21 protein-coding genes are annotated in these 23,632 nt (G+C 49.7%); 12 read left to right on the forward strand and 9 right to left on the reverse strand.

The annotated features are described in order from the left end of the window. Position 1: 1 nt before the first annotated feature. Genes QVE43_RS04635 through recF form a run of 5 tightly spaced genes read right to left on the reverse strand, consistent with a single transcriptional unit; the run spans position 2 to position 3,826 of the window. The gene (locus QVE43_RS04635) at positions 2-847 is read right to left on the reverse strand and encodes a GAF domain-containing protein (RefSeq protein WP_288004663.1); all 846 of its coding nucleotides are present in this window, start codon (positions 845-847) and stop codon (positions 2-4) included. An 18-nt stretch (positions 848-865) separates the two neighbouring features. Further along, entirely contained in the window at positions 866-1,462 is a 597-nt protein-coding gene (locus QVE43_RS04640) for a chemotaxis protein CheB (protein WP_038032738.1), read from the reverse strand. Positions 1,463-1,493: 31 nt separating this feature from the next. Continuing rightward, positions 1,494-2,336, reverse strand: a complete 843-nt coding sequence (locus QVE43_RS04645) for a protein-glutamate O-methyltransferase CheR (protein ID WP_288004664.1) — start codon at positions 2,334-2,336, stop codon at positions 1,494-1,496. Positions 2,337-2,390: 54 nt separating this feature from the next. Continuing rightward, positions 2,391-2,699 carry a DUF721 domain-containing protein gene (locus tag QVE43_RS04650; protein ID WP_038032732.1) on the reverse strand — a complete coding sequence of 103 codons (309 nt, stop codon included), beginning with the start codon at positions 2,697-2,699 and terminating at the stop codon, positions 2,391-2,393. Beyond that, positions 2,696-3,826, reverse strand: a complete 1,131-nt coding sequence (recF, locus tag QVE43_RS04655; protein ID WP_308445299.1) for a DNA replication/repair protein RecF — start codon at positions 3,824-3,826, stop codon at positions 2,696-2,698. The genes QVE43_RS04650 and recF overlap by 4 nt, the downstream gene beginning before the upstream one ends. A gap of 42 nt (positions 3,827-3,868) precedes the next feature. Here recF and QVE43_RS04660 point away from each other — a divergent pair, with 42 nt between their 5' ends. From QVE43_RS04660 to murG, 5 genes are read left to right on the forward strand one after another with little or no spacing between them, the layout of a single operon-like run. Next, the gene (locus QVE43_RS04660; RefSeq protein WP_288004669.1) at positions 3,869-4,117 is read left to right on the forward strand and encodes a DUF3098 domain-containing protein; all 249 of its coding nucleotides are present in this window, start codon (positions 3,869-3,871) and stop codon (positions 4,115-4,117) included. A gap of 27 nt (positions 4,118-4,144) precedes the next feature. After that, a complete protein-coding gene (locus QVE43_RS04665; protein WP_288004671.1) occupies positions 4,145-4,945 on the forward strand; it encodes an undecaprenyl-diphosphate phosphatase in 801 nt (266 codons plus the stop codon). Continuing rightward, entirely contained in the window at positions 4,942-5,640 is a 699-nt protein-coding gene (gene truB, locus QVE43_RS04670) for a tRNA pseudouridine(55) synthase TruB (protein WP_288004673.1), read from the forward strand. The genes QVE43_RS04665 and truB overlap by 4 nt, the downstream gene beginning before the upstream one ends. Continuing rightward, entirely contained in the window at positions 5,624-6,556 is a 933-nt protein-coding gene (locus QVE43_RS04675) for a bifunctional riboflavin kinase/FAD synthetase (RefSeq protein ID WP_288004675.1), read from the forward strand. The genes truB and QVE43_RS04675 overlap by 17 nt, the downstream gene beginning before the upstream one ends. Further along, a complete protein-coding gene (gene murG, locus QVE43_RS04680; RefSeq protein WP_288004676.1) occupies positions 6,553-7,494 on the forward strand; it encodes an undecaprenyldiphospho-muramoylpentapeptide beta-N-acetylglucosaminyltransferase in 942 nt (313 codons plus the stop codon). Before QVE43_RS04675 ends, murG begins: the two co-directional genes overlap by 4 nt. Positions 7,495-7,629: 135 nt before the next feature. On the opposite strand, the gene QVE43_RS04685 is transcribed toward murG, so the two are convergent. Continuing rightward, positions 7,630-8,517: a cupin-like domain-containing protein gene (locus tag QVE43_RS04685; RefSeq protein WP_288004678.1), complete on the reverse strand. Its 888-nt coding sequence runs from the start codon at positions 8,515-8,517 to the stop codon at positions 7,630-7,632. 187 nt (positions 8,518-8,704) lie between these two features. On the opposite strand from QVE43_RS04685, the gene murC reads away from it, so the two are divergent. The 6 genes from murC to QVE43_RS04715 all read left to right on the forward strand — a co-directional run bounded on the left by murC (position 8,705) and on the right by QVE43_RS04715 (position 16,440). After that, a complete protein-coding gene (murC, locus tag QVE43_RS04690; RefSeq protein WP_288004680.1) occupies positions 8,705-10,117 on the forward strand; it encodes a UDP-N-acetylmuramate--L-alanine ligase in 1,413 nt (470 codons plus the stop codon). Continuing rightward, positions 10,098-10,856 carry a cell division protein FtsQ/DivIB gene (locus tag QVE43_RS04695; protein WP_288004682.1) on the forward strand — a complete coding sequence of 253 codons (759 nt, stop codon included), beginning with the start codon at positions 10,098-10,100 and terminating at the stop codon, positions 10,854-10,856. Before murC ends, QVE43_RS04695 begins: the two co-directional genes overlap by 20 nt. Positions 10,857-10,865: 9 nt before the next feature. After that, positions 10,866-12,191 (forward strand): cell division protein FtsA, encoded by a 1,326-nt coding sequence (ftsA, locus tag QVE43_RS04700; RefSeq protein WP_288004683.1) that lies wholly within the window; start codon positions 10,866-10,868, stop codon positions 12,189-12,191. Between the two features lie 205 nt (positions 12,192-12,396). Continuing rightward, positions 12,397-13,977, forward strand: a complete 1,581-nt coding sequence (ftsZ, locus tag QVE43_RS04705) for a cell division protein FtsZ (RefSeq protein ID WP_288004685.1) — start codon at positions 12,397-12,399, stop codon at positions 13,975-13,977. 134 nt (positions 13,978-14,111) lie between these two features. Beyond that, positions 14,112-15,920 carry a T9SS type A sorting domain-containing protein gene (locus QVE43_RS04710; RefSeq protein ID WP_288004687.1) on the forward strand — a complete coding sequence of 603 codons (1,809 nt, stop codon included), beginning with the start codon at positions 14,112-14,114 and terminating at the stop codon, positions 15,918-15,920. Positions 15,921-15,933: 13 nt separating this feature from the next. Continuing rightward, a complete protein-coding gene (locus QVE43_RS04715) occupies positions 15,934-16,440 on the forward strand; it encodes a histidine phosphatase family protein (RefSeq protein ID WP_038032714.1) in 507 nt (168 codons plus the stop codon). A 27-nt stretch (positions 16,441-16,467) separates the two neighbouring features. On the opposite strand, the gene QVE43_RS04720 is transcribed toward QVE43_RS04715, so the two are convergent. The 3 genes from QVE43_RS04720 to QVE43_RS04730 form a co-directional block, all read right to left on the reverse strand. Then, positions 16,468-17,433 carry a nucleoside hydrolase gene (locus tag QVE43_RS04720; RefSeq protein WP_288004690.1) on the reverse strand — a complete coding sequence of 322 codons (966 nt, stop codon included), beginning with the start codon at positions 17,431-17,433 and terminating at the stop codon, positions 16,468-16,470. Between the two features lie 116 nt (positions 17,434-17,549). Next, a complete protein-coding gene (locus tag QVE43_RS04725; protein WP_288004692.1) occupies positions 17,550-21,620 on the reverse strand; it encodes a choice-of-anchor D domain-containing protein in 4,071 nt (1,356 codons plus the stop codon). Continuing rightward, complete coding sequence (locus QVE43_RS04730; RefSeq protein ID WP_288004693.1) at positions 21,526-21,843, reverse strand: hypothetical protein; 318 nt, start codon at positions 21,841-21,843, stop codon at positions 21,526-21,528. Before QVE43_RS04730 ends, QVE43_RS04725 begins: the two co-directional genes overlap by 95 nt. 209 nt (positions 21,844-22,052) lie before the next feature. On the opposite strand from QVE43_RS04730, the gene QVE43_RS04735 reads away from it, so the two are divergent. Then, positions 22,053-23,498, forward strand: coding sequence for a trypsin-like peptidase domain-containing protein (locus tag QVE43_RS04735; protein WP_288004694.1), 1,446 nt, complete (start codon positions 22,053-22,055; stop codon positions 23,496-23,498). The last annotated feature ends 134 nt before the right edge of the window (positions 23,499-23,632 follow it).

Consider the following 23,632-nt stretch of genomic DNA (forward strand, 5'->3'; position numbering starts at 1 on the left):
TTTATTCTTTGTCGTCGGAAGTGGTTGCCGGCAGAAAAACATGGGGTGCCAGCAACATCATGGCTTCTTCGACCAACAATTTATCTTTTTCCGTAAAATTCTTAAAGCTTGCCAGCTCAATGGCGCCCAAAATTCTTTTGTCGGCATCCAGCATAGGGGCAATCAACAGGCTGCGGGGGGCTCCCTTACCCAAACCCGACACCACCGGCACGGAAATATACCCTTCGGGCAGCTCGTTAAAAACAAGCGTTTTTTTGTCCTTAACTGCTTGTCCAATAAAGCCTTCGCCTACTTCAAAAGCCTGTGGCAAGCCTTCCGATGCATAGTAGGCATAGCCTGCTTCTACTTCGAGATACTGCACGCCATCGTAATATTTACTCAGGTAAAGAATGCCCTGACCGGCCTCCACCGCCTCGGCAATGGCTGCCAGCGCTTGCGTGAAAAACTCATCGGTGCCGGCTTTGGCATTTACGATTTCCCGGATACGTGCTACTTTTTCTTCTATTTCACGCCGCATGGCGGTAGCAGCATCTTCAAGCACCGCTTCTTTTTCTTGCTTGCTGCGCTGTATTTCTTCTTCAAGCTGTTGGGCAATTACTATTTTGGCTCTGCTGGCGTTCAGCACCAAAAAGAAAATAGCCAAGAGGGCGGCGGCTATGGTGAGTGCCACGTGCAGGGTCAGCTGCCAAAGCACCGGCTCCATTTTTTGCCTCTGTGCCAAGTCTTTCAAATCCAGCACTTTTGCCAATTTGTCTTGCAAGGAAGTGAGGTCGTTGACAAGGAAAGCAACGCCTGCCAAAAAAGCCAAAACAAAAAGGATAGCTGCTATTCTGTATATGTTCTTCATGGACAATAGCGTGTTTTTTTAAGCGTATTGCTTATGTAATTTACGTAAAAAATCAATTATTTGGTCACTTCGTAATACATAATCTATGCGGGTGGCCTGCATAGCCGATGCAGGCATGGTATCTATCAGGCATTCCGATGGCTCCTGCACGATGGTAAGCCCTCCCCGCTCGTGTATTTTTTTCATTCCCCATGCCCCATCGCGGTTCGCTCCCGACAACAAAATACCAATCAACTTATCGCGATAAGCATAGGCAGCCGTTTCGAACAGCAGGTCAATAGAGGGGCGTGAGTTGTTCACCGGCTCTTCGGTAGAAAGAGAGAAAGTCTGCCCCAGTTCCACACATAAGTGATAGTTTGCCGGCGCCAAATAAATCGTTCCTTTTTTGATAAGCTCTTTATCGAGCGGCTCCACTACCGGCTTGTTGGTTTTTAAGGAAAGCGCTTCGGCAAAACCTTCCCGCACATCTTTGAGCCGGTGCAAACACATGGCAATGGGCAAAGGGAAATCTTCGGGCAGTGCCTGCAAAATACGCGAGACTACCTGAAAGCTGCCTGCCGAGCCCCCTATGACAATCAGTTTGTATTTAGAACTTATATGGTCGAAACGCGCCATGCAATCAATCGGTGTTAAGATGGAAAAAGGTTTAATCTCTTATTTTTTTGTAAATCTTTTCATTGTTGTTCACAATGATGAATTTATTGGCATATTCGCACCATATGAGTGATTCCTTCGAGCCAATTGCCAAGTAGCCATAGCGCGGCAAACTGGCATGAAACAGCTTTAATACTTCGTTTTGCAAGGTTTGGTTGAAATAGATCATCACATTGCGGCAGAGAATAAGGTCAAACACTCCTATTTTTTCTCCGTTCACAAGATTGTGCTCTACGAACTGCACGTTTCGAAGCAGCGTTTTATCCATCACAGCCTTGCCGTCCTCTACCTTGTAGTAAGCTTCGAGCGTGCGTTTGCCCATGAAGCGCTGATAATTCTTTTTGTTTACCTCTTCCATGTTGCGCAGGTTATAGGTAGCCTGCTGCGCCTTGTCCAATATGCTATAATCGATGTCGGTAGCTACGATTTCGACTTGGTCAAGAATTCCCATTTCATCAAGCAGAATTGCCATAGAAAACACCTCCTCACCGGAAGAGCAGCCCGCATGCCACACGCGAAACTCCTTTTTGTTCATCAAAATGCTGGGAATGATTTCATCGCGCAATTCTACCCAAAAAGTAGGGTCCCGGAACATTTCCGTGACGTTCACGGTAATCTCGGACAGGAAGGTTTTGAAAAACTGCTTGTCCAGCTCCAACTTGCGAATAAGCTCCTCCATGTTTTCTATTCGAAACAACTCGATGAAGCGCTGCACCCGGCGCCGGAACGAAGACATGGCATAGTTGCTGAAGTCATAATCGTAGCGCTTCTTTATCATTTCTATAAGGCGGCGCAGCTGGGCAATTTCGATTTCCGGTTTTTCTATGTTTTCCATAAGCGCTTTTAATCAATAACCTACTGTTCACAAAAAGAAACTAAGTTTTTTGCCTTAGTAAAGTACGATTTTTTTTATCACTTCCCGCTTCATTTGGGCGTTTAAGCGCTCTTTAATTTTTTCTTTGGCAAAAAGAAGTTGATTTTTCAAGACAGGCGAACGCAGGTAAACGTACAGCGTATCGCCGCGCAGATAAATTTTTTCGGTTTGCTGGGCAACATTGGCGCCCAACAGCTGTGCCCACAGGTCACCGATGCGCATGCCATAAAAACGGTACTTGGCTTGATGCTGCTCTATCATATGCGCCAGCACTTCGCTAAAGCTCAGGGGCTTTTGATGTGCTATTCTGTGTTTGTCTTTCATAATTGAACTGCTCTTCCTTGTTTGACTTCGAAGAGTGCGCCCGGCAAGTGGCTTTCTGCAAGCAGGCGTTGCATGCGCTCCGGCTCGGTGTCTGTAATGAACACCTGCCCCAAACGTTGCTGCCGCACCAATTGCAGCAATGCCGACACTCTCTCAGCGTCCAATTTATCAAAAATGTCATCAAGTAACAAAAGCGGGTTTTGTTGTTTTCTGCGAAACAGCAAATCACTCATGGCAAGCTTAAGCGCCACCAAAAAAGTTTTTCGCTGCCCTTGTGAGCTGCTCCACTTCATAGGCACGTCGTTGAGCAGCAGTAGCCAGTCGTCGCGGTGTATGCCTTTGGACGTAAAGCCCATTTTAAGGTCTGTGGGCAAACTTTCTTGCCATAGCTGTTGCAAAGAAGCCTCGCTCAGCTGCGAGCGATACTCTATTTTGATAAACTCCTTTCCCCCACTCAATTTTTCGTAATAAAACGAAACCAAAGGGTTGAGCTCGCCGGTGAAACGGCGGCGCAGGTCATACAGCGGATAGGCTTCTTGCTCCAGCCGCATATGAAAAACTTCAAGCAAGGCTACGTCCGGGGCGTGTTGTTCGCGCCACTGTTTGAGCAAAGCATTGCGGCGGCGCAACAGGGCATGATATTGCACCAAGTGGACGGCATACTCTTGTGAAAGCTGCGCAAAGAAAGCGTCCATGGTGCGGCGGCGCTGCTCGGCCGCCTCCCGTATCAAATCAATGTCATTGGGCGTGAAACTCACCACCGGAAAGCGGCCGTAGTAGTCCAACAGGCGTTCCACACGGCTGCCGTCGATAAACACAGCCTTGCGGTCTTGTTTAGGATAAAAAGCACAACGCACATGATGCAGCCGCTCTTCTTCGGCAATTTCGCCCTCTACGCTCCACCCTTCGCTTCCATAACGAATGGCATGGCGCTCGCTATGACCTTGCAAGCTTTTGCCCGTAAGCAGCCAATAGATGGCCTCCAACAGATTGGTCTTTCCCACGCCATTCTGCCCCACAAGAATATTGAGCTTTTCATGAAAGCTTAATTTCAAAGAAGCATAGCTTTTAAAGTCCGTTAAACTTATATTTTTTAGGTGCGTCATGGAATCAAGCTTGCTTGGCATTCCCACAAAATAATTGTTTCTTTGTGGTCAAAACAAAAAGCCATGGAAAATAAGCACACCCCTTCCGGCACCTCGCCCAATGTATTTGGCAAATTCAACTATATACTGCTTGTCGTCAGCGTATTGGTGATAGCCTTGGGCTACATCATCATGATGATGGACGACGCACCCTTTGGTTTTGGTTTTCTTGGGCTCACGCTGGGTCCTGTTGTGAGCTTTTTGGGTTTTATGCTGGTGTTTGTGGCTATTTTTTATGAGAAAAAAGAAAATACGCCCCACACCGACGCTTAATTTTCATCCAAACCATTGACCATATCTATGAACTTCTGGGAAGCCGTATTGCTCGCTATCGTGGAAGGACTGACGGAGTTTTTGCCGGTTTCTTCCACCGGTCATTTGATTATCATTTCTACTTTTCTGGACATCGCCGGCAACGACTTTGTCAAATTTTTCAATGTCAATATTCAATTCGGCGCCATCTTGTCGGTAGTTGTGCTTTACTACAAGCGCTTTTTTAAAAGCCTTGACTTTTACTTCAAACTGCTGGCAGGCATGCTGCCGGCTGTGGTAGTAGGGCTGCTTGCGGGCGACTATATCGATGCGCTGCTTGAAAATGTATGGGTCGTAAGTGTTTCGCTCATCGTGGGGGGCTGGGTGCTGGTAAAAATAGACGACTGGTTGCCTGAAGGCAGCGCCATGCCCAATAAAGAGATAGGCTTTCGTGAGTCTTTTATCATCGGATGTTTTCAATGTATAGCCATGATACCGGGTGTTTCACGCTCGGCAGCTACCATCATCGGCGGGCTGGCGCAAAAGCTCAGCCGCATCACTGCCGCCGAATTCTCGTTTTTCCTGGCAGTGCCCACCATGTTTGCTGCTTCGGCTTATAAACTATTCAAAGACTTCTATAAGAGCGGCTCCATAGCTCTTTCTTCGGAAGAGTGGCTGCTGCTGCTGACAGGCAATGTGGTGGCTTTCGTGGTAGCTATGATTGCCGTAAAAACTTTTATCACCTGCGTAGGCAGACACGGTTTCAAAGTATTTGGCTACTATCGCATTGTATTGGGCGGCATCTTATTGATTTTACTGCTTTTAGGCATAGACTTACAAATGGCATGAACAACACAACACAAACGGACGAGATTATACTCATCGATAAGCCGTATGGATGGACTTCGTTCGATGCGGTGAATTATATCAAGCGCCGTTTGAAAATAAAAAAAGCGGGGCACGCCGGCACCCTTGACCCACTGGCCACCGGCTTGCTGATTGTATGCACCGGCAAAAAGACCAAACAAATACAGCAGCTGCAAGGCATGGAAAAAGAATACCTGGCCATGTTTCTGCTGGGGGCTGAATCGTCTTCCTACGATCTGGAAACAGAAGTGCGCCGCACGGCTTCGCTGCAGCAGGTGCTGGCACTGCGGCAAGCAGACATTCAACAGTGCATACAAAAACACTTTGTAGGCGAAATCATGCAACGCCCGCCTCTGTATTCTGCCATCAAGCGTCAAGGCAAGCGGCTTTACGAGCTGGCACGTCAAGGAAAAGAGATGGAAGTAGAAGCGCGCCCGACAGTCATTCATACCTTTGAAATACAACAATGGGTCCCCCCTCACCTTTATGCACGCATAGTGTGCAGCAAAGGGACCTATATCCGCAGCCTTGCCCATGATTTGGGACAAGCACTCCGGGTGGGCGGCTGCCTGACAGCCCTGCGCCGCACGCGCATCGGTAGTTATGAAGTGAGCAATGCCCTGTCGCCAATCGAGTACGTGAAGCAGTATAAAAGCAGAAATGAAAGTTTATCATAATCTACACGATTACCGGCCTCACCGTCCTACGGTGGTCACTACCGGCACTTTCGACGGTGTGCACCAAGGACACCGCCGCATCATGGCACGCCTGCGCCGGGCAGCTCAAGAGCGCCAAACCGAATCGGTGGTTATCACTTTTTGGCCCCACCCGCGCCTGGTGCTGGGGCAGCCTGTAGAGCTCCTCAATACCATTGAGGAAAAAATAGAGCATATCAGCCAAGAAGGCATAGACACGCTTATTATGCTGCCCTTCACCGAAGAGTTTGCCCGTCTGATGCCTATCGAATACATAGAAAAAGTGTATGTACAGGGGGTGCATGCCGGGCTCATTGTCATTGGCTATGACCATCACTTTGGCTACCGTCGCCAAGGGAACATCCGGCTGTTGCAACAGGTAGCACCGCGCTACGGCTTTGAAGTAGAGGAAATTCCGGCTCAAGAAGTCGATGACATCACCGTGAGTTCAACCAAAATACGCAAGGCACTCAAAGAAGGGAATGTAGAGCTTGCCAACCAGCTGTTGGGCTATGCCTACACTTTGAGCGGCACGGTCGTACACGGCGACAAAATAGGACGCACCTTGGGCTTTCCCACCGCCAACCTGCACATAGATGCCGCCTACAAACTCATACCGGCAGCCGGCATTTATGCTGCCTATGCTTCCGGTGAGCAATTCGAACGCAAAGCAGCCCTGGTGTATATAGGCACGCGCCCCACTTTGGGCAAAGAGCAAAGCCGTCCCAACATTGAAGTGTTCTTGCTGAACTTTACAGGTGAGTTATACGAAGCTCCCTTACGCGTGGAATTACTCAAAAAGTTGCGCGACGACCAAAAGTTTGATAGCTTGGAAAGTCTGCGTCATCAAATTCAGAAAGACTATCAGGAAGCCATTTCATTTTTCAACGCATTATGAAACAGGTCATCATCAGCGGCGGCGGCACCGGCGGACATATCTTCCCGGCATTGGCAATAGCCGATGCACTCAAAGCACGCTTCCCTTCAATAGATATTTTTTTCATTGGGGCAAAGAACCGCATGGAAATGGAAAGGGTCCCCAAGGCGGGCTACCCTATTGAAGGGCTCGATATTGTGGGTATTCAAAGGCGACTGACCCTGCGCAACCTGCAGGTGCCTGTTAAATTGTGGAAAAGCTACCGGCGGGCAAGTCAAATCATAGCAGAAAAAAAGCCGGATATCGTCATAGGGGTGGGAGGATATGCCAGTGCCCCCACGCTATTGGCAGCCATCCGCGCAGGCGTGCCTACGCTTATTCAAGAACAAAACTCCTATGCCGGACTTACCAATCGATGGTTGGGCAAATATGCGCAAAAAATATGTGTGGCTTATCCGGACATGGAAGCTTTCTTTCCTGCCGAAAAGATTGTTTATACCGGTAACCCGGTGCGTCAAGACATCCTGCGGCTTCCTCCCCGCACAGAGGCTCTGCAAGCCTTGGGGCTCAAAGACGGCGCCCCGGTGCTGTTGGTCATGGGGGGCAGCTTGGGAGCGCGTGTCATTAATGAAAGCATACAGGCTCAAATACGACGATTTGCCGACAACCGCATTCAGGTGATTTGGCAAACAGGCAAGCACTTTATCGAGAAAGCCCGGCAGGCAGTCGAAGAGCAACAAGCTTCCGAATGGGTGCACCCCATGGCTTTCATCGAACGGATGGACCATGCCTACAGCGCTGCCGATTTGATTATATCCCGTGCCGGTGCACTCTCCATTTCTGAACTTTGCATTGTAGGCAAACCGGCTATTCTGGTGCCTTCGCCCTATGTAGCCGAGGACCACCAAACCAAAAACGCCATGGCGCTGGTACGACCGCCAGGCCGCCAAGATCAGTGAGCGAAGCGCAAGCCCCCGCCTTTTTGGTCAGCGATGCACTTGCGCTCCTCCACTCTCCTGCCGAGCGTGCCCTGCTAAGCGAAAACATACGCCGGCTGGCACGCCCCAAAGCAACCGAACATATCGTACAGTGTATCATACAGCTTGCGCATGGTGGCGCTTCATAGCCTGTTCGGCACGCTCAAAGGCTTTGCGGTGCTTATATTTATACCAACTTTGAGTAAAGTATTTACGCAAAAAGTTGTCTAAAGGCATTTTTACAAACAAATTGGCTGCGCCTTCCAGACGTTTCATCCAAGAGGGATTCAGCGCCCGCAGGCTCATACCAAAACCACCTTCTATGTATTCGATATAGTGCCAATAGCCGGCAGGAATAAAGAGCGTATCGCCATATTCCAAATAACACTCATAGCCTTGCACATAGCGCAATGCCGGATAGCGCTCGAAATCCGGCTCGTTCACATTTACATAAGACTGCACCGTAAAGGGCAGGTGGTACAAGAAGGGCGTGTATTCCGGTGCAAACAGCACGACACGCTTCACCCCCTTGAACTGTGTCAAAAAGACATGCGACATGTCAATATCATAGTGCATGTGTACGATAGAGCCGGTTCCTCCAAAAAACAGGAAGGGAAGCTCTTTCAAAAAACCGTCTGTCACATCAGGCACCCGGTAGTCTTCTTTTAATTGAGGCGCATATTTCATCAAGTTAAACAAGAAAATGCGCAGGTCTGTGGGCTCACGCTCAATCAAATCCAAATACTCGCCGAAGGTCATGCGTGCATCGGGCGCCATGCAGCTTTTATCGGGCGCTGCCGGCAGGTTATTATACAAATCCACCATCACATGCCCCGCCAACTGCTTGAAATAGTCATAAGTCCACTTGGTGTAGGCAGGCCACTCATGACTGAGATCTTTAAAAATCACAGGTTTGTTGGGCTTCAGAAACTCTTCATGAAAGCGCTCTTTTTCCTTGACCGAAATGCGCTCAACCGGATGCAACGGAATGGCTTTTGTTTTCATAGGCTTGGCAATTTAATGATGTGTCAAACAAGCACTCTACAAATCTTGTGCAAAAGCTATGTTTGTCAAATCGCTTGCATTCAATACGAAAGCATCGGAAAAAAGTTGACTGCTGCCCTTTCTGCCTCCTCCGAAGGACAAAAAAATGTACCTTTGCTTATCAGGAAAGTCAACACATTTTTGTCAAATGAACAATCTCGAACAATATACACATGTGTATTTCATAGGCATTGGCGGCATCGGCATGAGTGCGCTTGCCCAGTGGTGCCGGAGCCAAGGCATGCAGGTGGCAGGCTATGACCGCAATGCCTCGGCAATTACGCGTATGCTCGAAGAAAAGGGCATCTTTGTAACTTATGAAGAAGGTTGCGAACACATTCCTCTTGACTTCACCCGTAGCGACAAAGTATTGGTAGTATATACGCCTGCCGTTTCGCAGGAACATCCGCAGTTGTGCTATTTCCGCGAAAACGGCTTTGAGGTTATCAAGCGGGCAGCTCTGCTGGGGCTCATCAGCCGCACACACCGCCTGATTGCCGTTGCCGGCACGCACGGAAAAACCACCACCACTGCCATGATTGCCCATATCTTGCAACAGGCCGGCGTGCCCGTCACCGCTTTTGTCGGTGGCATCATGCGTAACTACCGGAACAACCTGCTGCTTTCATCGTCTCCGGAAGCCTGGATTGTAGCCGAAGCCGACGAGTACGATCGCTCTTTCCTGCACCTGCACCCTACTATAGCCGTGGTTACCAACATAGAAGCCGACCATCTGGACATCTACGGCAGTGAAGCGGCCATCTTTGACAGTTTCGAAGCCTTTCTGGGCAACATACAAAGCGGTGGTATGCTCATTGCCCACGAAGAGGTGCGTGCTGTGTCGCCCGCTTCGTTGCACACGTGGCGCTATGGCAAGCATCCCGGCTGTTCGTATAGCATAAAAGAGCTGCGTTATGAAAACGAGCAGCTTTGCTTCACACTCATGGTCGCAAAGGAAAACAGCTATGCGCTGCGCCTACAGGTGCCCGGCTTGCACAATGCACTCAATGCCACCGCTGCTTTTGCCGTAGCTCATCGCATAGGTATCGCTCCTTCCTGCATCATCGACGCCTTGGCTTCGTTTCAAGGGGTCAAGCGGCGCTCGGAGGTGTGGTATCGCTCGGCACACTACGTACTGGTCGATGATTATGCACACCACCCTACCGAGATAGAAAGCACCCTGCAAGCCATGCGCCGGCTATACCCTCAAAGGCAGTTGGTGGCTGTGTTTCAACCACACCTTTACACCCGTACCCGCGACTTTGCCGCTGCCTTTGGCAAAGCCCTGGGGCTTGCCGACCGGGTGCTGCTTACGCCCATTTATCCGGCCCGGGAAGCCCCTATCGAAGGGGTGGACAGCGCACTCATTGCCCGCCATTGTCCGGTGCCCACGCTTATAGCCCCAACCGCCGATGCTATAGAAACATCGCTCGAGCAGCTGCTTCGCTCTGCTGCTCCTCCGCTGACGGTAGTAGTCATGGGCGCCGGCAATATAGAACAACATTTGCCAATTTTTTTAAATTTGCTTAAAACACTCGAACATGAGCAAACGCAGGCTTAAGCCTTGGGTACAGTGGTTCCTGATTTTGTTGGGCCTAAGCCTTTTGGTGGGCGCCATCAGCAAAAACTATGATGAGCAAAGCTGCCAAAGGGTGGTCATACGTTTCTTTCCCGAGAACGCCGACGGCAGTTTTCTTACCGAAGAAGACATATTGGAATTATTGAGCCGTCATGGAGGGATCTTCCTGCGTGGCGAAAAATACAAAAACCTCAATTTGAAGCAACTGGAAGAACAGGTGGCAAGTAGTCCCTATGTGGAATACTGCAATGTGTACCGCGATTTGGCAGGCAGCTTGTTTGTGGAAGTACATATGTTTGAGCCTATTGCCCGCTTTTATAACCCACAGGGCGAAGATTATTATTGGAGCCGTAAAGGGGCGCTCATTCCGTTCACTTCACACTACACGCCACGCGTGCCGGTGATTACGCGCGAAGGCGAAGAGTTGCTGCCCAACCCGCAAGAGCGGGAAGAAGATGCCCGGCTCCTGGCTTTGATGCAGTTCATACACGAACATCCCTTTTGGCAAGCTTGCATTAGTCAAGTACATGTAAACAAAAACCAAGATATTTGGCTTTATCCGCAAATAGGCGGACAAGCCATTCATATAGGAAATGTAAAAGACATAAGTAATATATTTGCAAAACTCAAAATTTTATACGATACTATACTCCCCATTCAGGGGTGGTATCGTTACCGCAAGGTAGATCTCAGGTTTGAACGTCAAATCATTTGTGAATAAAAGAGCATTATGTCAAAAGATAAAATTGTTGTAGGCTTAGACATTGGCAGTACCAAGATATGTGCGCTGGTAGGGCGCAAAGATAAGTACGGCAAGATAGAAATCTTGGGCATGGGCAAAGCTCCCTCCGAGGGTGTTATTCGCGGCTTTGTTGCCAACATAGACAAGACCGTCTATGCCATCACCCAAGCCATCCAAGAAGCAGAAAAGCAATCCGGCATCAATATTCGCATTGTGAATGTGGGTATTGCCGGGCAACACATCAAGAGTTTGCGCCAACGTGGCAGCATCACCCGGGAGTCAACCCAAGATGAAATCTCGGCGGAAGACGTCAACCGCCTGATCAATGACATGTACAAAATACCTACCCCGCCCGGCACGGAAATCATCCATGTCATGCCGCAAGACTTCATTGTGGATCATGAGGTGGGCATCAAAGAGCCGGTAGGTATGTCGGGCGTAAAGCTCGAAGCCAACTTTCATATTATCACAGCCCAAACCACGGCCATCAACAACATACGGCGCTGTGTGCAAAAAGCAGGACTTGAAATCGAAAATCTGATACTCGAGCCGGTGGCTTCCAGCATGGCGGTGCTTGCCGACGAAGAGAAAGAAGCCGGTGTGGCTTTGGTCGATATAGGCGGTGGCACCACCGACCTGGCTGTTTTCTATGATGGCATCATACGGCATACAGCCGTCATCCCGTTTGGTGGTGCCATCATCACCGAAGACATACGCCAAGGCTGCAATGTCATGCGCAACCAAGCCGAACTGCTTAAAATACGCTTTGGCAAAGCCATATCGGAAGAAGCCAGCGAAAACGAGGTTGTATCCATACCGGGCATTCGCAACCGCGCACCCAAAGAAATATCGGTAAAAAACCTGGCGCTCATCATCGAAGCACGCATGGGTGAAATCATTACCTTAGTGCACGAACAAATACTGAAATCCGGCTTTGAGCATCTTCCTGCCGGCATTGTCATCACCGGTGGGGGCTCCATGCTGGCTCATTGTGCCGAGTTGTTTACTTACATCACCGGCATGGAAGTGCGCGTGGGCTATCCTACTGAGTATCTCAGTAAGCACAACATAGAATTGGTGAAAAACCCCATGTATGCCACTACCGTAGGTTTGGTGCTTGCCGGCTTCCAAGCACTCGACTACCGCGAAGAGAGCTACCAAATTTATTCGCAGCCGCAGAGCAGTGCACGCGCCGGCAACGACAGAAAAGAAGAAAGCGGCAGCAAGAAGCGAAGCAACGACTTCTTTAAAAAGTTGTTAGAAAAAACAAAAGGCTTACTTTTAGACGACTTCGACGAAAACGACAGCTTTTAATGTTTGACACCTTACTTCAACACCATTACAAATATCCTTTCCCAAGAACGTCTGTTTGAGCCTTACGTAGAATAATAAAAGCGATTCGTCGAAAAATGTAACTTACATTTGCATTTTAAATTACATTTGCACAGACACAACAAAAAAGCTTAACTTTTACGAAGCATCGTGCGTATTTACCTATAATAAAGAAGAGGGTTGAACTATGTCATACAAATTTAATATAGGCGGACAGGAGAAATCCATCATCAAAGTGATTGGAGTCGGTGGTGGTGGTTGCAATGCGGTCAATCACATGTACAACCGGGGAATCAAAGATGTAGAGTTCATCATTTGCAATACCGATAAGCAGTCTTTACAAGCGAGCCCCATTCCCAGCAAGCTGCAAATAGGAAGTGCTCTGACCGAAGGCTTGGGGGCAGGTGCCAATCCCGAACGCGGACGCGAAGCCGCCCTTGAGAGCAAAGAAGAAATCAGGGATCTACTCAGCGACGGTACAAAAATGGTATTCATCACGGCAGGCATGGGCGGTGGCACCGGCACCGGCGCAGCCCCCGTTATTGCCCAAATTGCCCGCGATTTGGACATCCTGACCGTCGCTATTGTAACCTTTCCTTTCTCCTTCGAAGGGCGCGTCAAGCGTGAACGTGCTACTGCCGGCATCGCCGAGTTGAAGAAGTACTGCGATACGGTACTGGTTATCTCCAACGATAAACTGCGCGAGATATACGGCAACCTGCCTATATCGGAGGCCTATGCCCAAGCCGACAATATACTGGCAACCGCTGCCAAAAGTATTGCCGAATTGATTACCACGCACCTCTATATCAACATAGACTTTGAGGACGTAAAAACAGTGATGCGCAATGCCGGCACGGCAGTCATGGGCTCTGCCAAAGCCGAAGGCGATGACCGTGCACTCAAAGCCGTAGAGCAAGCGCTCACCTCGCCCCTGCTGGATAACAAAGACATCCGCGGCGCCAAACGCATCTTGCTCTCTGTCATGTCGGGCGACAAGAATGAACTGCGCATGGATGAGTTCGATGAAATTACCCGCTATGTAGAAGAAAAAGTAGGCGACCAAGTCGAATACAATATTTTTGGTACCGGCATTGACCCCAGCCTGGGCGACAGCCTGCGGGTAACCATTGTGGCAACCGGTTTTGGAAAAGAAGAAGAAAACGCCTCTATAGAACCGGAAGAGCAAAAAAAAATCGTTGACCTCGAAACCGGCAAAACCATAGGCACTGTATCTGAGCAAGATATAGTGGAGCAAACCAAAGAAGCGCGCACTTTTATCCTTAGCAACTTCGATACGCCCGCAAGCAAAGAGCAAAGCAGCAAGATAGAGCCGGAAGTTCATATTGAAGAAGAAGAAGAAGAAGAAGAGATGGCACGCCCCGTTGCCGAGCAACCTGTGCCCGATAAAACCCCGGAAAAGGTAGTACATACCTTGGATGAGCTGCCTATGGAAGAGGAGAGCGAAAACGACAGTGCCTATGAGGAAGAGTTGCGCCGCGAGCAGGAGCGCCAAGCCAAGCAAGCACGCTACTCACGCGAAATGCAGGAACGGCTCGAACGTTACCGTAAACTAAAAAACCTAAGCAATATAGATGGCACCTCGGAAGACATATCCGACAAACTGGAAATACCGGCCTATCAACGATTGAACATCCCGTTAAAAGACACTCCGCCGGCATCGAAGAAAAATATATCGCGCTATAACTTGGACGAAAACAATCAAATATTGGGAAACAATAAATTTTTCCACGATAAACCCGACTGATGCAGCTGCCCATGCAGGCAAAAGGAGCCATTGAAGCCTCAGTGGCTCCTTTTCTTTTCTATTGTTTTGGTATGCAATCGCTTTACTTTATCTTCGTGTCATGTATTTAGCTTAAAAATCAACTTTTTGCTTTCATGCTTATGCTCCGTCTAAGCTTTTTGTTTTGTTGTTTGTTTAGCTTCCGGCTGTCGGCTCAATGGGTCATAGCGCCCTATCATCCCGCCCCTGTGCAAACCGCCACCAAAAAGGTGTTGAGCCTCCCCTTCTGGGACGACTTTTCTTATTACTCTTACAGCACCCAAACAGATGGGGCAAGATGGACTGCTCAGCATGTATTGGTCAACAACAACCTATGTATTGACCCGCCTACCAAAGGAGTGGCTACCCTCGATGCCTTCCGCAGCGACGGCACAACCTATGATATAAGTAGTCCTACACTGAAAGGGTATTCCGATACCCTGCAAAGCCTTAGCATCGATTTAAGCAGCTATAATGCAGGTAGTGGGCTTTATTTGAGTTTCTTTTGGCAAGCAGGCGGATTGGGCGAAGCCCCCGACCCTGAAGATTTCTTAGTGTTGCAGTTCCTCGACAACAACGGCAGTTGGCAAGAGGTGTGGCGCCGTACCGGCGAAAACAACGACAGCACCACTTTCACCCAAACACTGATTCCTATTGACCAAAGCCGCTTTTTGCATAGCAACTTCCGTTTTCAGTTTATTCGCTACGGCAGGCTCACCGGTACCTTCGACTATTGGCACCTCGACTACGTTTATCTAAACAGCGGGCGCAACAGCAACGATATTTACTACCGCGACATTAGCACCGTGAACCGGCCACTCCGTTATTTTGCCGGCTTCAGTGCCATTCCTCTCCATCATTTAAATGCAGGCTTTGCCACCACCGGGAAAATAAGCACGCGCCTCCGGAACTTGGATAACAACTTCCGCGCCTTGACCTATCAATGCCGCGTATATGACAGCAACAACAACGTGCTCTTAACACTTCCGGTTACCGCCGTTGCCCCCAACGCGCCGCTTATCTTTCCGGGCGATGACTTCCGTTTGGAAGCCACTCCAAGCCCCATTCCGGTTCCCGCAAGCCCCACTACCCTGCGTTACTGCTTTGAAGTAAACACCAGCGATGACAACACAACCATTCCCCCTTATGACTTGCGTGTCAATGATACCATTTGCGGAGAAACCGTTTTAGACGATTACTATGCCTACGACGATGGCAGCTTTGAATACGTTGCCGGTATCAACCAGCGCTTTGGCAAGTTAGGGGTGCGTTTTGTGCTGCCCGGCGGTCTTCAGGCACAGCTTACAGCTGTTGATATTTTATTCGTGCCCTACAAAAAGGACCTTACCGGCCAAAGCTTTGTGCTGTGGGTAGCCAAGCGCCTGAATGCCCCTACTGCCGCTGACGAACTGCTCTTCCAGCGGGCATACCCTATTGAATACCCCACAAGCTATGGACAAGTGGTCCGCTTCCCTGTCGATATTTACGGCACCGTCATGCTTAGCGATACGTTTTATATAGGCATACAACAAACCACCGATGATTTCTTGGCAGTAGCTTTCGACAAAGACCTCGACAGCCACGAGCATGTGTTTGCCAATGTGTTTGGCTTGTGGGAACAAAACCCCGACATACGGGGAAGCTTGTTTATCCGTCCGGTGTTTTCGCCCAATCCGGTAACTGCCCTCACGCCCCCGGCAGAGGCGGTGCGCTTGTTCCCCAACCCCGCTTCTGAACAAGTGCAAGTTGAAGGGCTCACGGCACCGATCAGTGCCTGCCGGCTCCGTGATCTGCAGGGCAGGCAGCACAGCTGCCCGTGGCAAGGCAACCGTCTCTTCATAGGAAGCCTACCACCCGGATTTTATGTCATAGAACTGGAGTTAAGTAATGGCCGGCGCCATCTTCTCAAACTCATCAAACAATAAACATCTCTTCCCTATGAAGTACCTGTACCTCATTCGGCATGCCAAGTCTTCTTGGAAAGAACCACTTTTACCTGACTTTCAACGCCCATTGAAAAAAAGAGGCATACGCGACGCCAAGTTCATGGGCAAGTGGTTGAAAAGAAACAAGCATATCCCCGACATCATAATAAGCAGTCCGGCAGTGCGTGCCCGCCAAACTGCCGAGTTATTGGCCGAGCAGATGGACATGCCCCTCACCCGCCTGCACTTCGATGAATCTATTTATGAAGCCCACCTTGCCGATTTGCTCAGCATTGTAAACAATCAAAAAGCGGAAATGAAGGCAATGGCTCTCATAGGACACAATCCGGTGCTGACCGACTTCGCCAACTTGCTTACCCAAAATGTGCATTTGCAAAATATTCCTACCTGTGGTATTTGGGCAGTGCAGTTTAGAGTTGAGCATTGGCAGGACATACAAGAAGACAGCGGGCAGTTTTTGTTTTTTGAGTATCCGAAAAAGCACTACGAAAAGCTGTAAGTCGCCTTTCTGATGCAAGGAGTATTGTTAGTTGTCGGGCGATAGGTAAGAGTTCCAAAAAGCAGCTTTCATTGCCGGGGCATCAATAGCCGTGTAAACCCACACCTTGCGTTGCCTGTTTTCGGGCGGTGTAAACACTTCCTCCTCTCTTGCCAGCGACGGCTGCATATAAGCTATTGCCAATGCCAAGTCCCACATACTCCACGCTTCTACTTCACCCAGCCGCTGCCATCGCTTAGAAAGGCAGGAAGACAACTTGCCGCCCACCCGGGCAAGTTTTTGTTGGGTTTCCTCTTTGGGAAATACGAGTTGCCGGGCAACAGATTCGGGCATGATGTGCAATTCCACTTCGCTGTTGAGCAAATAGTCAAAGGCATTGAGGTCGTTCCGGACATTGAACTCTGCTTTGTTCCATACCCCTTTTTTAGGGTCATAGTCGCCCCCCATGGCATATACCACCAAACGATGCGCTATCTGCGGTTGCTCTATGATTGCCGACACTACATTGGTCACAGGACCCGTAACAATCACGTGGAGCTTCTCATCATCATTGAGCTTTATAGCTTCTTCTATAATCAAGCGTGAAGCAGCTGAGGGACGCGGGGCGCTTCCCCCCCATGCCCTGCCAACCATGGAAGAAGCCCCCGGCACACAGCGCACATAATGCCGGCACCCGGCTGCCCGCAACAACTTTTTATTTAGCCGGTAGCTTATTTTCATCGTGCGGATACCCTTGGTTGAATAGCCATTCCAGTGGCGATAGCTCAGTAAGTCCGGGTTGTTAAAATGAGCTGCCGTAAGCGCCACCACCCGGCTACCGGCTTGCTGCAACAAATAGGCAATAGCATACAAATCGTCAATGCTATTGCCAGTGTCTGCATCGATAATGATGGCAGACGGCTGCCCCGCCAAATGCATATGCCCTCCCCAGAGACAGCCAAACAGAAAAAGAAGACATTTCGACAAATAAAGACGCATTGGAAGCACAGTCATCTTTTTTTCGGTAATTCAAAGGTATGCCGGACAGCAGTAATTTTCCAAAAGATTTTCGCTACAAGAAAAAGCCCTCACCGTAGTGAGGGCTTCATATCGCTATATCATCACTTGCTTTATTCTTTAACCAGTTTCAGAGTATGCCGCTGCGTCCCTTCTTGCAGCAGTAATATATAAGTACCGGCAGGCAATGAACTTAAAGTATTTTGCATGCTTGCTTCCACACTACGGAGGTTCCCCTGCCACTCACCTGCCACCTGTCCATAAGCATTCAGTAGGCACAAGGAGATTATGGCATTGCCGGCTATACCTTCTATATTCAATTTAACACCCCGTGGCAAAGGGTTGGGGTATATCGACAAAGCAGCTTCTGTACCTTCCACGTAGCGTATGGCTGTGTATTTGGTACTTCCATCGGCAGCAATAGCCCCTATGCGGTAATAAGCCCCCGCCCCCAAGGTGTTGTCTATCCACTGATAAGCATTTTGCCCGGCTATAGCCTGCACCTCGCCCACCACTTCAAACTGCCGTGCATCGATTGATTTTTCTACAACAAAGCCGGTGTTCTGTTCTGCATTGCTTACTTCCCAGCGCAACACAGCCGACTGTTGTTCACGATAAGCCTCAAAGAGCACCCACTCTACCGGCAAGGGGTTGAAGTAGGTAGTAGATGCCAAAGTAAAGGGGCTAAAAGAAGCAACAGGGGCTGCCGTGCTTACCGTGCGGTTCGAGGTATTCACCGTGCCCCCCTCATCGAACCATTGGCTGCCGGTCCAGTGCGCCACGCGCAAGTCGGTTTCTTGCCCTGCCGTAATGCCACAGCTGCGCACATCATCATAAGAGAGCGTAACCGTCACTGCCGAACTGCCTGCCGTGCGGTTGAGCATCCAGAATTCGCAGTTGCTCACATGGCTCAATGTAGGTGATTTTTGATTGATGTCGTAGTAAGGTGCCGGCGATACGTGGCGATAAAGCGCAGTGAAATGGTCTGTAACAGCCGCCGGTGCGGACATACCAATGGGCACATAATAGCCATCATCGCCTATGGGGAAGGTAAAGGCATCGTTGCCTTCTTTACGCACCCAAGCTGCCACGTAACTATTGTTTGAAGCAAAAGCCAAGGCATTGTCAGCAAACTCTACACGCGGGCTATAAGTGGTTGAAGTGTGGTCTTGATTTGCCAGCACCACCCCGTCTTGAAATACCATCAACTGTTCCACGCGCAGGTTGGTAGCATTCAAAAATAAGCCGGCGGGGTTTTCCATATGTACTTCGTAAAAGGCTTCATTTCCTGCGACACTGTATAACTGCTGCTGTGTATTGCCTACCCAATAAACACTGCCTTCCCCGGCATCGAAGGCGGCAGCCCCTGCTTGGTTGTTCCAATGGCCGGCAATCAGCAAGGTACCGTCCGGATTAGCGGCAACGCCGTCATTCATATCCAAGCTTCCTCCTGCGTCAATCACCAAATTGCCATACACATGCAAGACGTTGGCAGGGTCGCCTTCGAGGCGCACCGCCCGTGAGGTAATGAAGAGATGGCGGCAGCGTGCCGTGTCGGCATAGGTATCGGAATAAGCAGCTGCAGCACTAATGACCAAGTCATTAGGCGCCGAAGCGCTGACAGTAACATCCACAGTTTCGTCAGGTACGCGGCGGGTTTCCCAGTTGCGGCAGTTGAACCAATTATTATCGTCTATGCCGGTCCACAAGCCATCTGTTCCGGGACCGGTCACGGTGAAGCTTGTTCCACATATAAAAGCAGAAATATTGTCGCTGCCATCACCATTGTCTTCTGTCCAATTGGTTACATAATTCAATATAGCCCCTATCAAAGCCGGTTGGCTGCCGGTAGTAGGTCCACTGTAATAAGCATAATAGTTGATAGGGCTTCCAATGCTTTGAATGGCAAAACACTCGATGGCAGGCGGAATACGCGATTGACGCTTGGCAGTACCGTCAGGCAGGCTACTTAAGTCATCGCTTACGCTATACCAATTACCCCCCGACTGAATACCCGAGAGCACACGCCCGCTGAAGGTGTAGTAGCTGCCATGGCAAACCCAACTCCCTTGCATCAAAAAGATGGCATCGGGATCATTGGTAGATATATTCACAAAAAGAGACATATTGCCACATCCTCCATCGATAGAAGACACAGCGAAGTCAGTCGAAGGGGCACCGCCCACACTGAAATTGGTAGCATAGCCCGTGCCCGGCAAGTCCATGCAAATCACCGAGCCGGCAGGCAGGTTACCCGCTCCATTGTAAGTAATACGATAGGCGGATATGTTGGTACCGGCTGTTCCATTGCAATCGAACCAGCGCCCCGAACGCACGTTTGCCGGGTCGCCTACTTCATACACAGCATTGGCAAGTACAAAAGAGGTACCGGGTATAATATCCACCAACGCCACTATTGCCAAACGGTCGGTTGCTCCACCGCCTATCGAGTTATCGTAGCCAACAATCATCAGGTCGCCGGGTTGCAGCACGGTTTGATTGTACACATTAAAGGGTGTGCTTGTAGCAGCACTCAAAGCGGTAGCAGCGGCTTGCAAGGTCAGTCCGCTTCCCGGGGCGGTGTGTACAATATTGTTGAAAACCGCTTCCCCGTTGGCAGCAGTTATCACCAAAGGCGCGGGCGACATGCTGCCTGTGGAACTAAGCGTGATATTGGCACTGTAGTCCAAGTCTATGTTGTTGTTGGCATCCACTGCCCATACACGCACAAAAGGCGTCATAATGTCTTCTATACCCACATCGGAAGGTTGCTGTGCAAAATACAATTGGGTAGCTACCACTTCCAAGCGGTTGTCGTCGCCGGCCGTAGAGGTTTGCACTCCCCCTGCATTATCGGCAGCGAAGAGCGAGGCATTGGGGGCTTCGGTAGCAGAGAGCACGGTCAAGCGTATCTGCTGATTGTCGGTGACCGTACTTTGAAAACTCACTACCACGCTAAAAGTCTTGCTTCCGCCGTCAGGCGCTATCAAGTTCAAACCACTAAAATTGGCAAAACTGCAAGAGGGGGTTATTTCAGCCACTTCGGTGGTGCCGTCATAAATAGCCATACGCCGGATGGAAGCACACCCCTGCACCGCAAAGTTGATGCTCTGCAAGATGGTGGGTTGGTTGTCGTTGTCGGCAGCGCCGCCCCCGTCGCGAATCACAAAGCGGGCTATTTCGATGGCATCGGTGCCTATGCCTGCTGCCGTGATGTCCGCTGCCTGATAGTTGATGTAAGGAATATTGACCGGATAAGTAAAGGCAGGGTCGGCGATAATGTCGGATTGGGTGGAATAGCTGCCGGTTCCCCGTATGGCAAAGGTATAGGGGTTTTCGTTGGCATCATCGTTGGCAATGCTTACGGTGGCACTGCGTGTGCCCAATGCCGAGGGAGTGAAGGTAATTTGAAAAGAAGTGCTGCCGCCGGCTGCAATGGGGGTAGATGGCAGCACAGTTACCGAAAAATCGGCAGCATGGGGTCCGCTGATAGTTACACGGGGCGAACCGGTCAAGTTCAAATCCGCACTGCCGGTATTGTGGATGGTGAAGGTATGGGCTTTACTGCCAAAGCCCGCTTCCACTGCCCCGAAGTCAGTATTATCGGCAATGGAGGGGGTAGCGTCGCCCGACACAATGCTGATGCCGTTACCGCGTACGTCTATTTCAGGTGCCGGTAGTGAAAAAACCGCCGATACGCTGATGTCGTCCAAGCCGAGTTCGTCGCGGCTGCCGGAACCGCCGGCATCATCGCTTGTCCAACGCAGGTAATAATACCCTCCCGGTGCTATATTCAGTCCCGTGAGTGTAATGCTGCGATTGACTGTCTGCCAGGCAGGCGAAGCATCGGCAGCCTCCGGTGAGGTGTAGTCCAAGGCAGATGCCGGTGTATAAGTCATATCATCTGTCGAGTGCTCAAAGTTGAAAGTACTTGCCCTCCCCTCGTTGTTATAAACTTTGATTTCATAAGCTATGCTCAGCTCGGTGATGGCTGTGCTGCCCGTATTCTGAATACGCAGGGTAAAAGTACCGGGGGTAAAGTCAGTCCCTGTGGGCTGCACGCCCAAACAATAATCGCCGGCAGCGGTTTCAAAGGCATAGATGCCGCCGGTCGTTACCCCTCCGGTTCTTGTCCCCCGGGCAAAGTCGCCGGCGGTTGCAGTGCCACCAAAAGCAAGGTGCACCGTCGCTTAAGCCGGTAACTGCCCATGCATCGGAATCGAGCTGCCCGCCGGAAGGGGCAGGCGAAAAACCGGAACCGGCGAATTGCCCATCGTTTACGCCGCTCAAGGTAGCATCGAAAGTAATGGTTTGAGCGGGATTGGTGTTACTAAGCGTAAGCTGTGCGTATGCCCAAGTGCATGCAATGAAAGTGAGGAACAGTGTTAAGCCTAATTGTTTTTTCATATTTTTATATTTCATTTCCGCAAATTTATCCGTTGAAACTCAAAAAAGTAAGCCTTCGGTAACTACTTAACAAAAGCTTAACATGCTTATGTTTCTTTACTTGGACGAAAGGAGACACATACTCGACCAAGGGTTTAATTCGTTCTGTCAAAGGAACTCTATCAGTAAAATTGTACTTTTGTAAAGGAACCTTTAATTCTGATTCAAGCATGAAAAAGACAATAGGAAATATCGCCCTTGCCCTTGTGGCCGGCATGGGCGGCAGCTTCATTTACAACCATTATTTATTTTCCCCTTCCCTCCCTTCTGTCGAAAGCGATGGCACCACGCCACAGGCAGTCGTATATCAAGCCCGCTACGACAGCAATACTCAAGCTGCCACTCTGCCTTTAAAAGATGATGCTTTCGTGCAGGCATCTGCTTTGACTACCCCCTCGGTGGTGTATATCAAAACCTATTACGAGGGGCGGCAAGCCGTCGACTACTGGGATTGGTTTTTTGGCTATGGCGGGCAAAGCAACATAGAACTCAGTTCCGGCTCGGGTATCATCGTTTCACCCGATGGTTATATTCTCACCAACAACCACGTCATAGACGACGCCCAACGAATAGAAGTCATTCATGGCAAAAACAGCTACACTGCCCGTCTGGTAGGCACCGACGCCTCTACCGACTTGGCAGTACTGAAAATAGAAGCTCAAAATCTGCCTGCCATCCGGTGGGGCCGCTCTTCGGAAGTCCAAATTGGCGAATGGGTGCTTGCCGTAGGCAACCCCTTTAATCTTACTTCTACGGTTACGGCAGGTATTGTGAGTGCCAAAGGGCGCCGCTTGCATCTAAACAAAGGGCAATTCCCTATTGAGTCTTTCATTCAAACCGACGCCCCCATTAACCCGGGCAATAGCGGTGGCGCCTTGGTCAACCTGCGCGGCGAGCTCATTGGCGTCAACACAGCCATATTGTCGAAACATGGCTCTTATGTAGGCTATGGCTTTGCCGTGCCGTCCGATATTGCCAAGCGCGTATATGAAGACCTGCGGCGCTACGGCATCGTACAGAAAGCCGTTTTGGGCATAGAAGCCGAAGAAATCACCCCCGAATTGGTAAAAAAGCTCAATTTGAAGCATACGGAAGGTGCCGTAGTGATAGACGTATGGAAAGGCACCCCTGCCGAAAGCATAGGCTTGGAAGTAGGTGATATCGTCACACAATTGAACAACACGCCCATCCGCAGCTTGGCAGATTATGAAGAAGCCATCAGCTTGTTGTCGCCGGGCGATGAGGTGAAAGTTTATTTCCGCCGCGGCAACCAAAGTTATCAAAAGAGTGTGCAGGTAGTGAATATCGACGGCAAGCCCACCGTCTATAAGCCCTACGTGTATGAATCAAAAACACTGAAAGCTGTTTTTGAAGCCATTCCTGCCCTTGAAAGAAAACGCTATGGCATTCCCAATGGAGTAAAAATAAAAGAACTCAAAGGTGGCTTGTTCTACCGCTTGGGCTTGAAAGAAGGCACCATCATCGTGCGCATCAACAACATAGAAATAGAAAAACCCGAAGAGGTAGAAAAGGTCATTGAACGTATTGCCGGTGGTATTATTATGGATATCATTACCCCGGAAGGCGTGCCTTATCGCGTACAGTTCCGCTATTAATCAAACAAAGTTTTACGGGGAACGGGCGGTTATCTGCGGATGCACTGCCCGTTCTTTTTGCCTATCGAGCATGGACGGAAAAAGCATCTTTATTTTTTCTGTTTTTTTGCACCATCATAAAAGTCTGTTTATCT

It is taken from the genome of Thermonema sp., from assembly GCF_026003375.1.
In the GTDB taxonomy this organism is placed as follows: Bacteria; Bacteroidota; Bacteroidia; order Cytophagales; family Thermonemataceae; genus Thermonema; species Thermonema rossianum.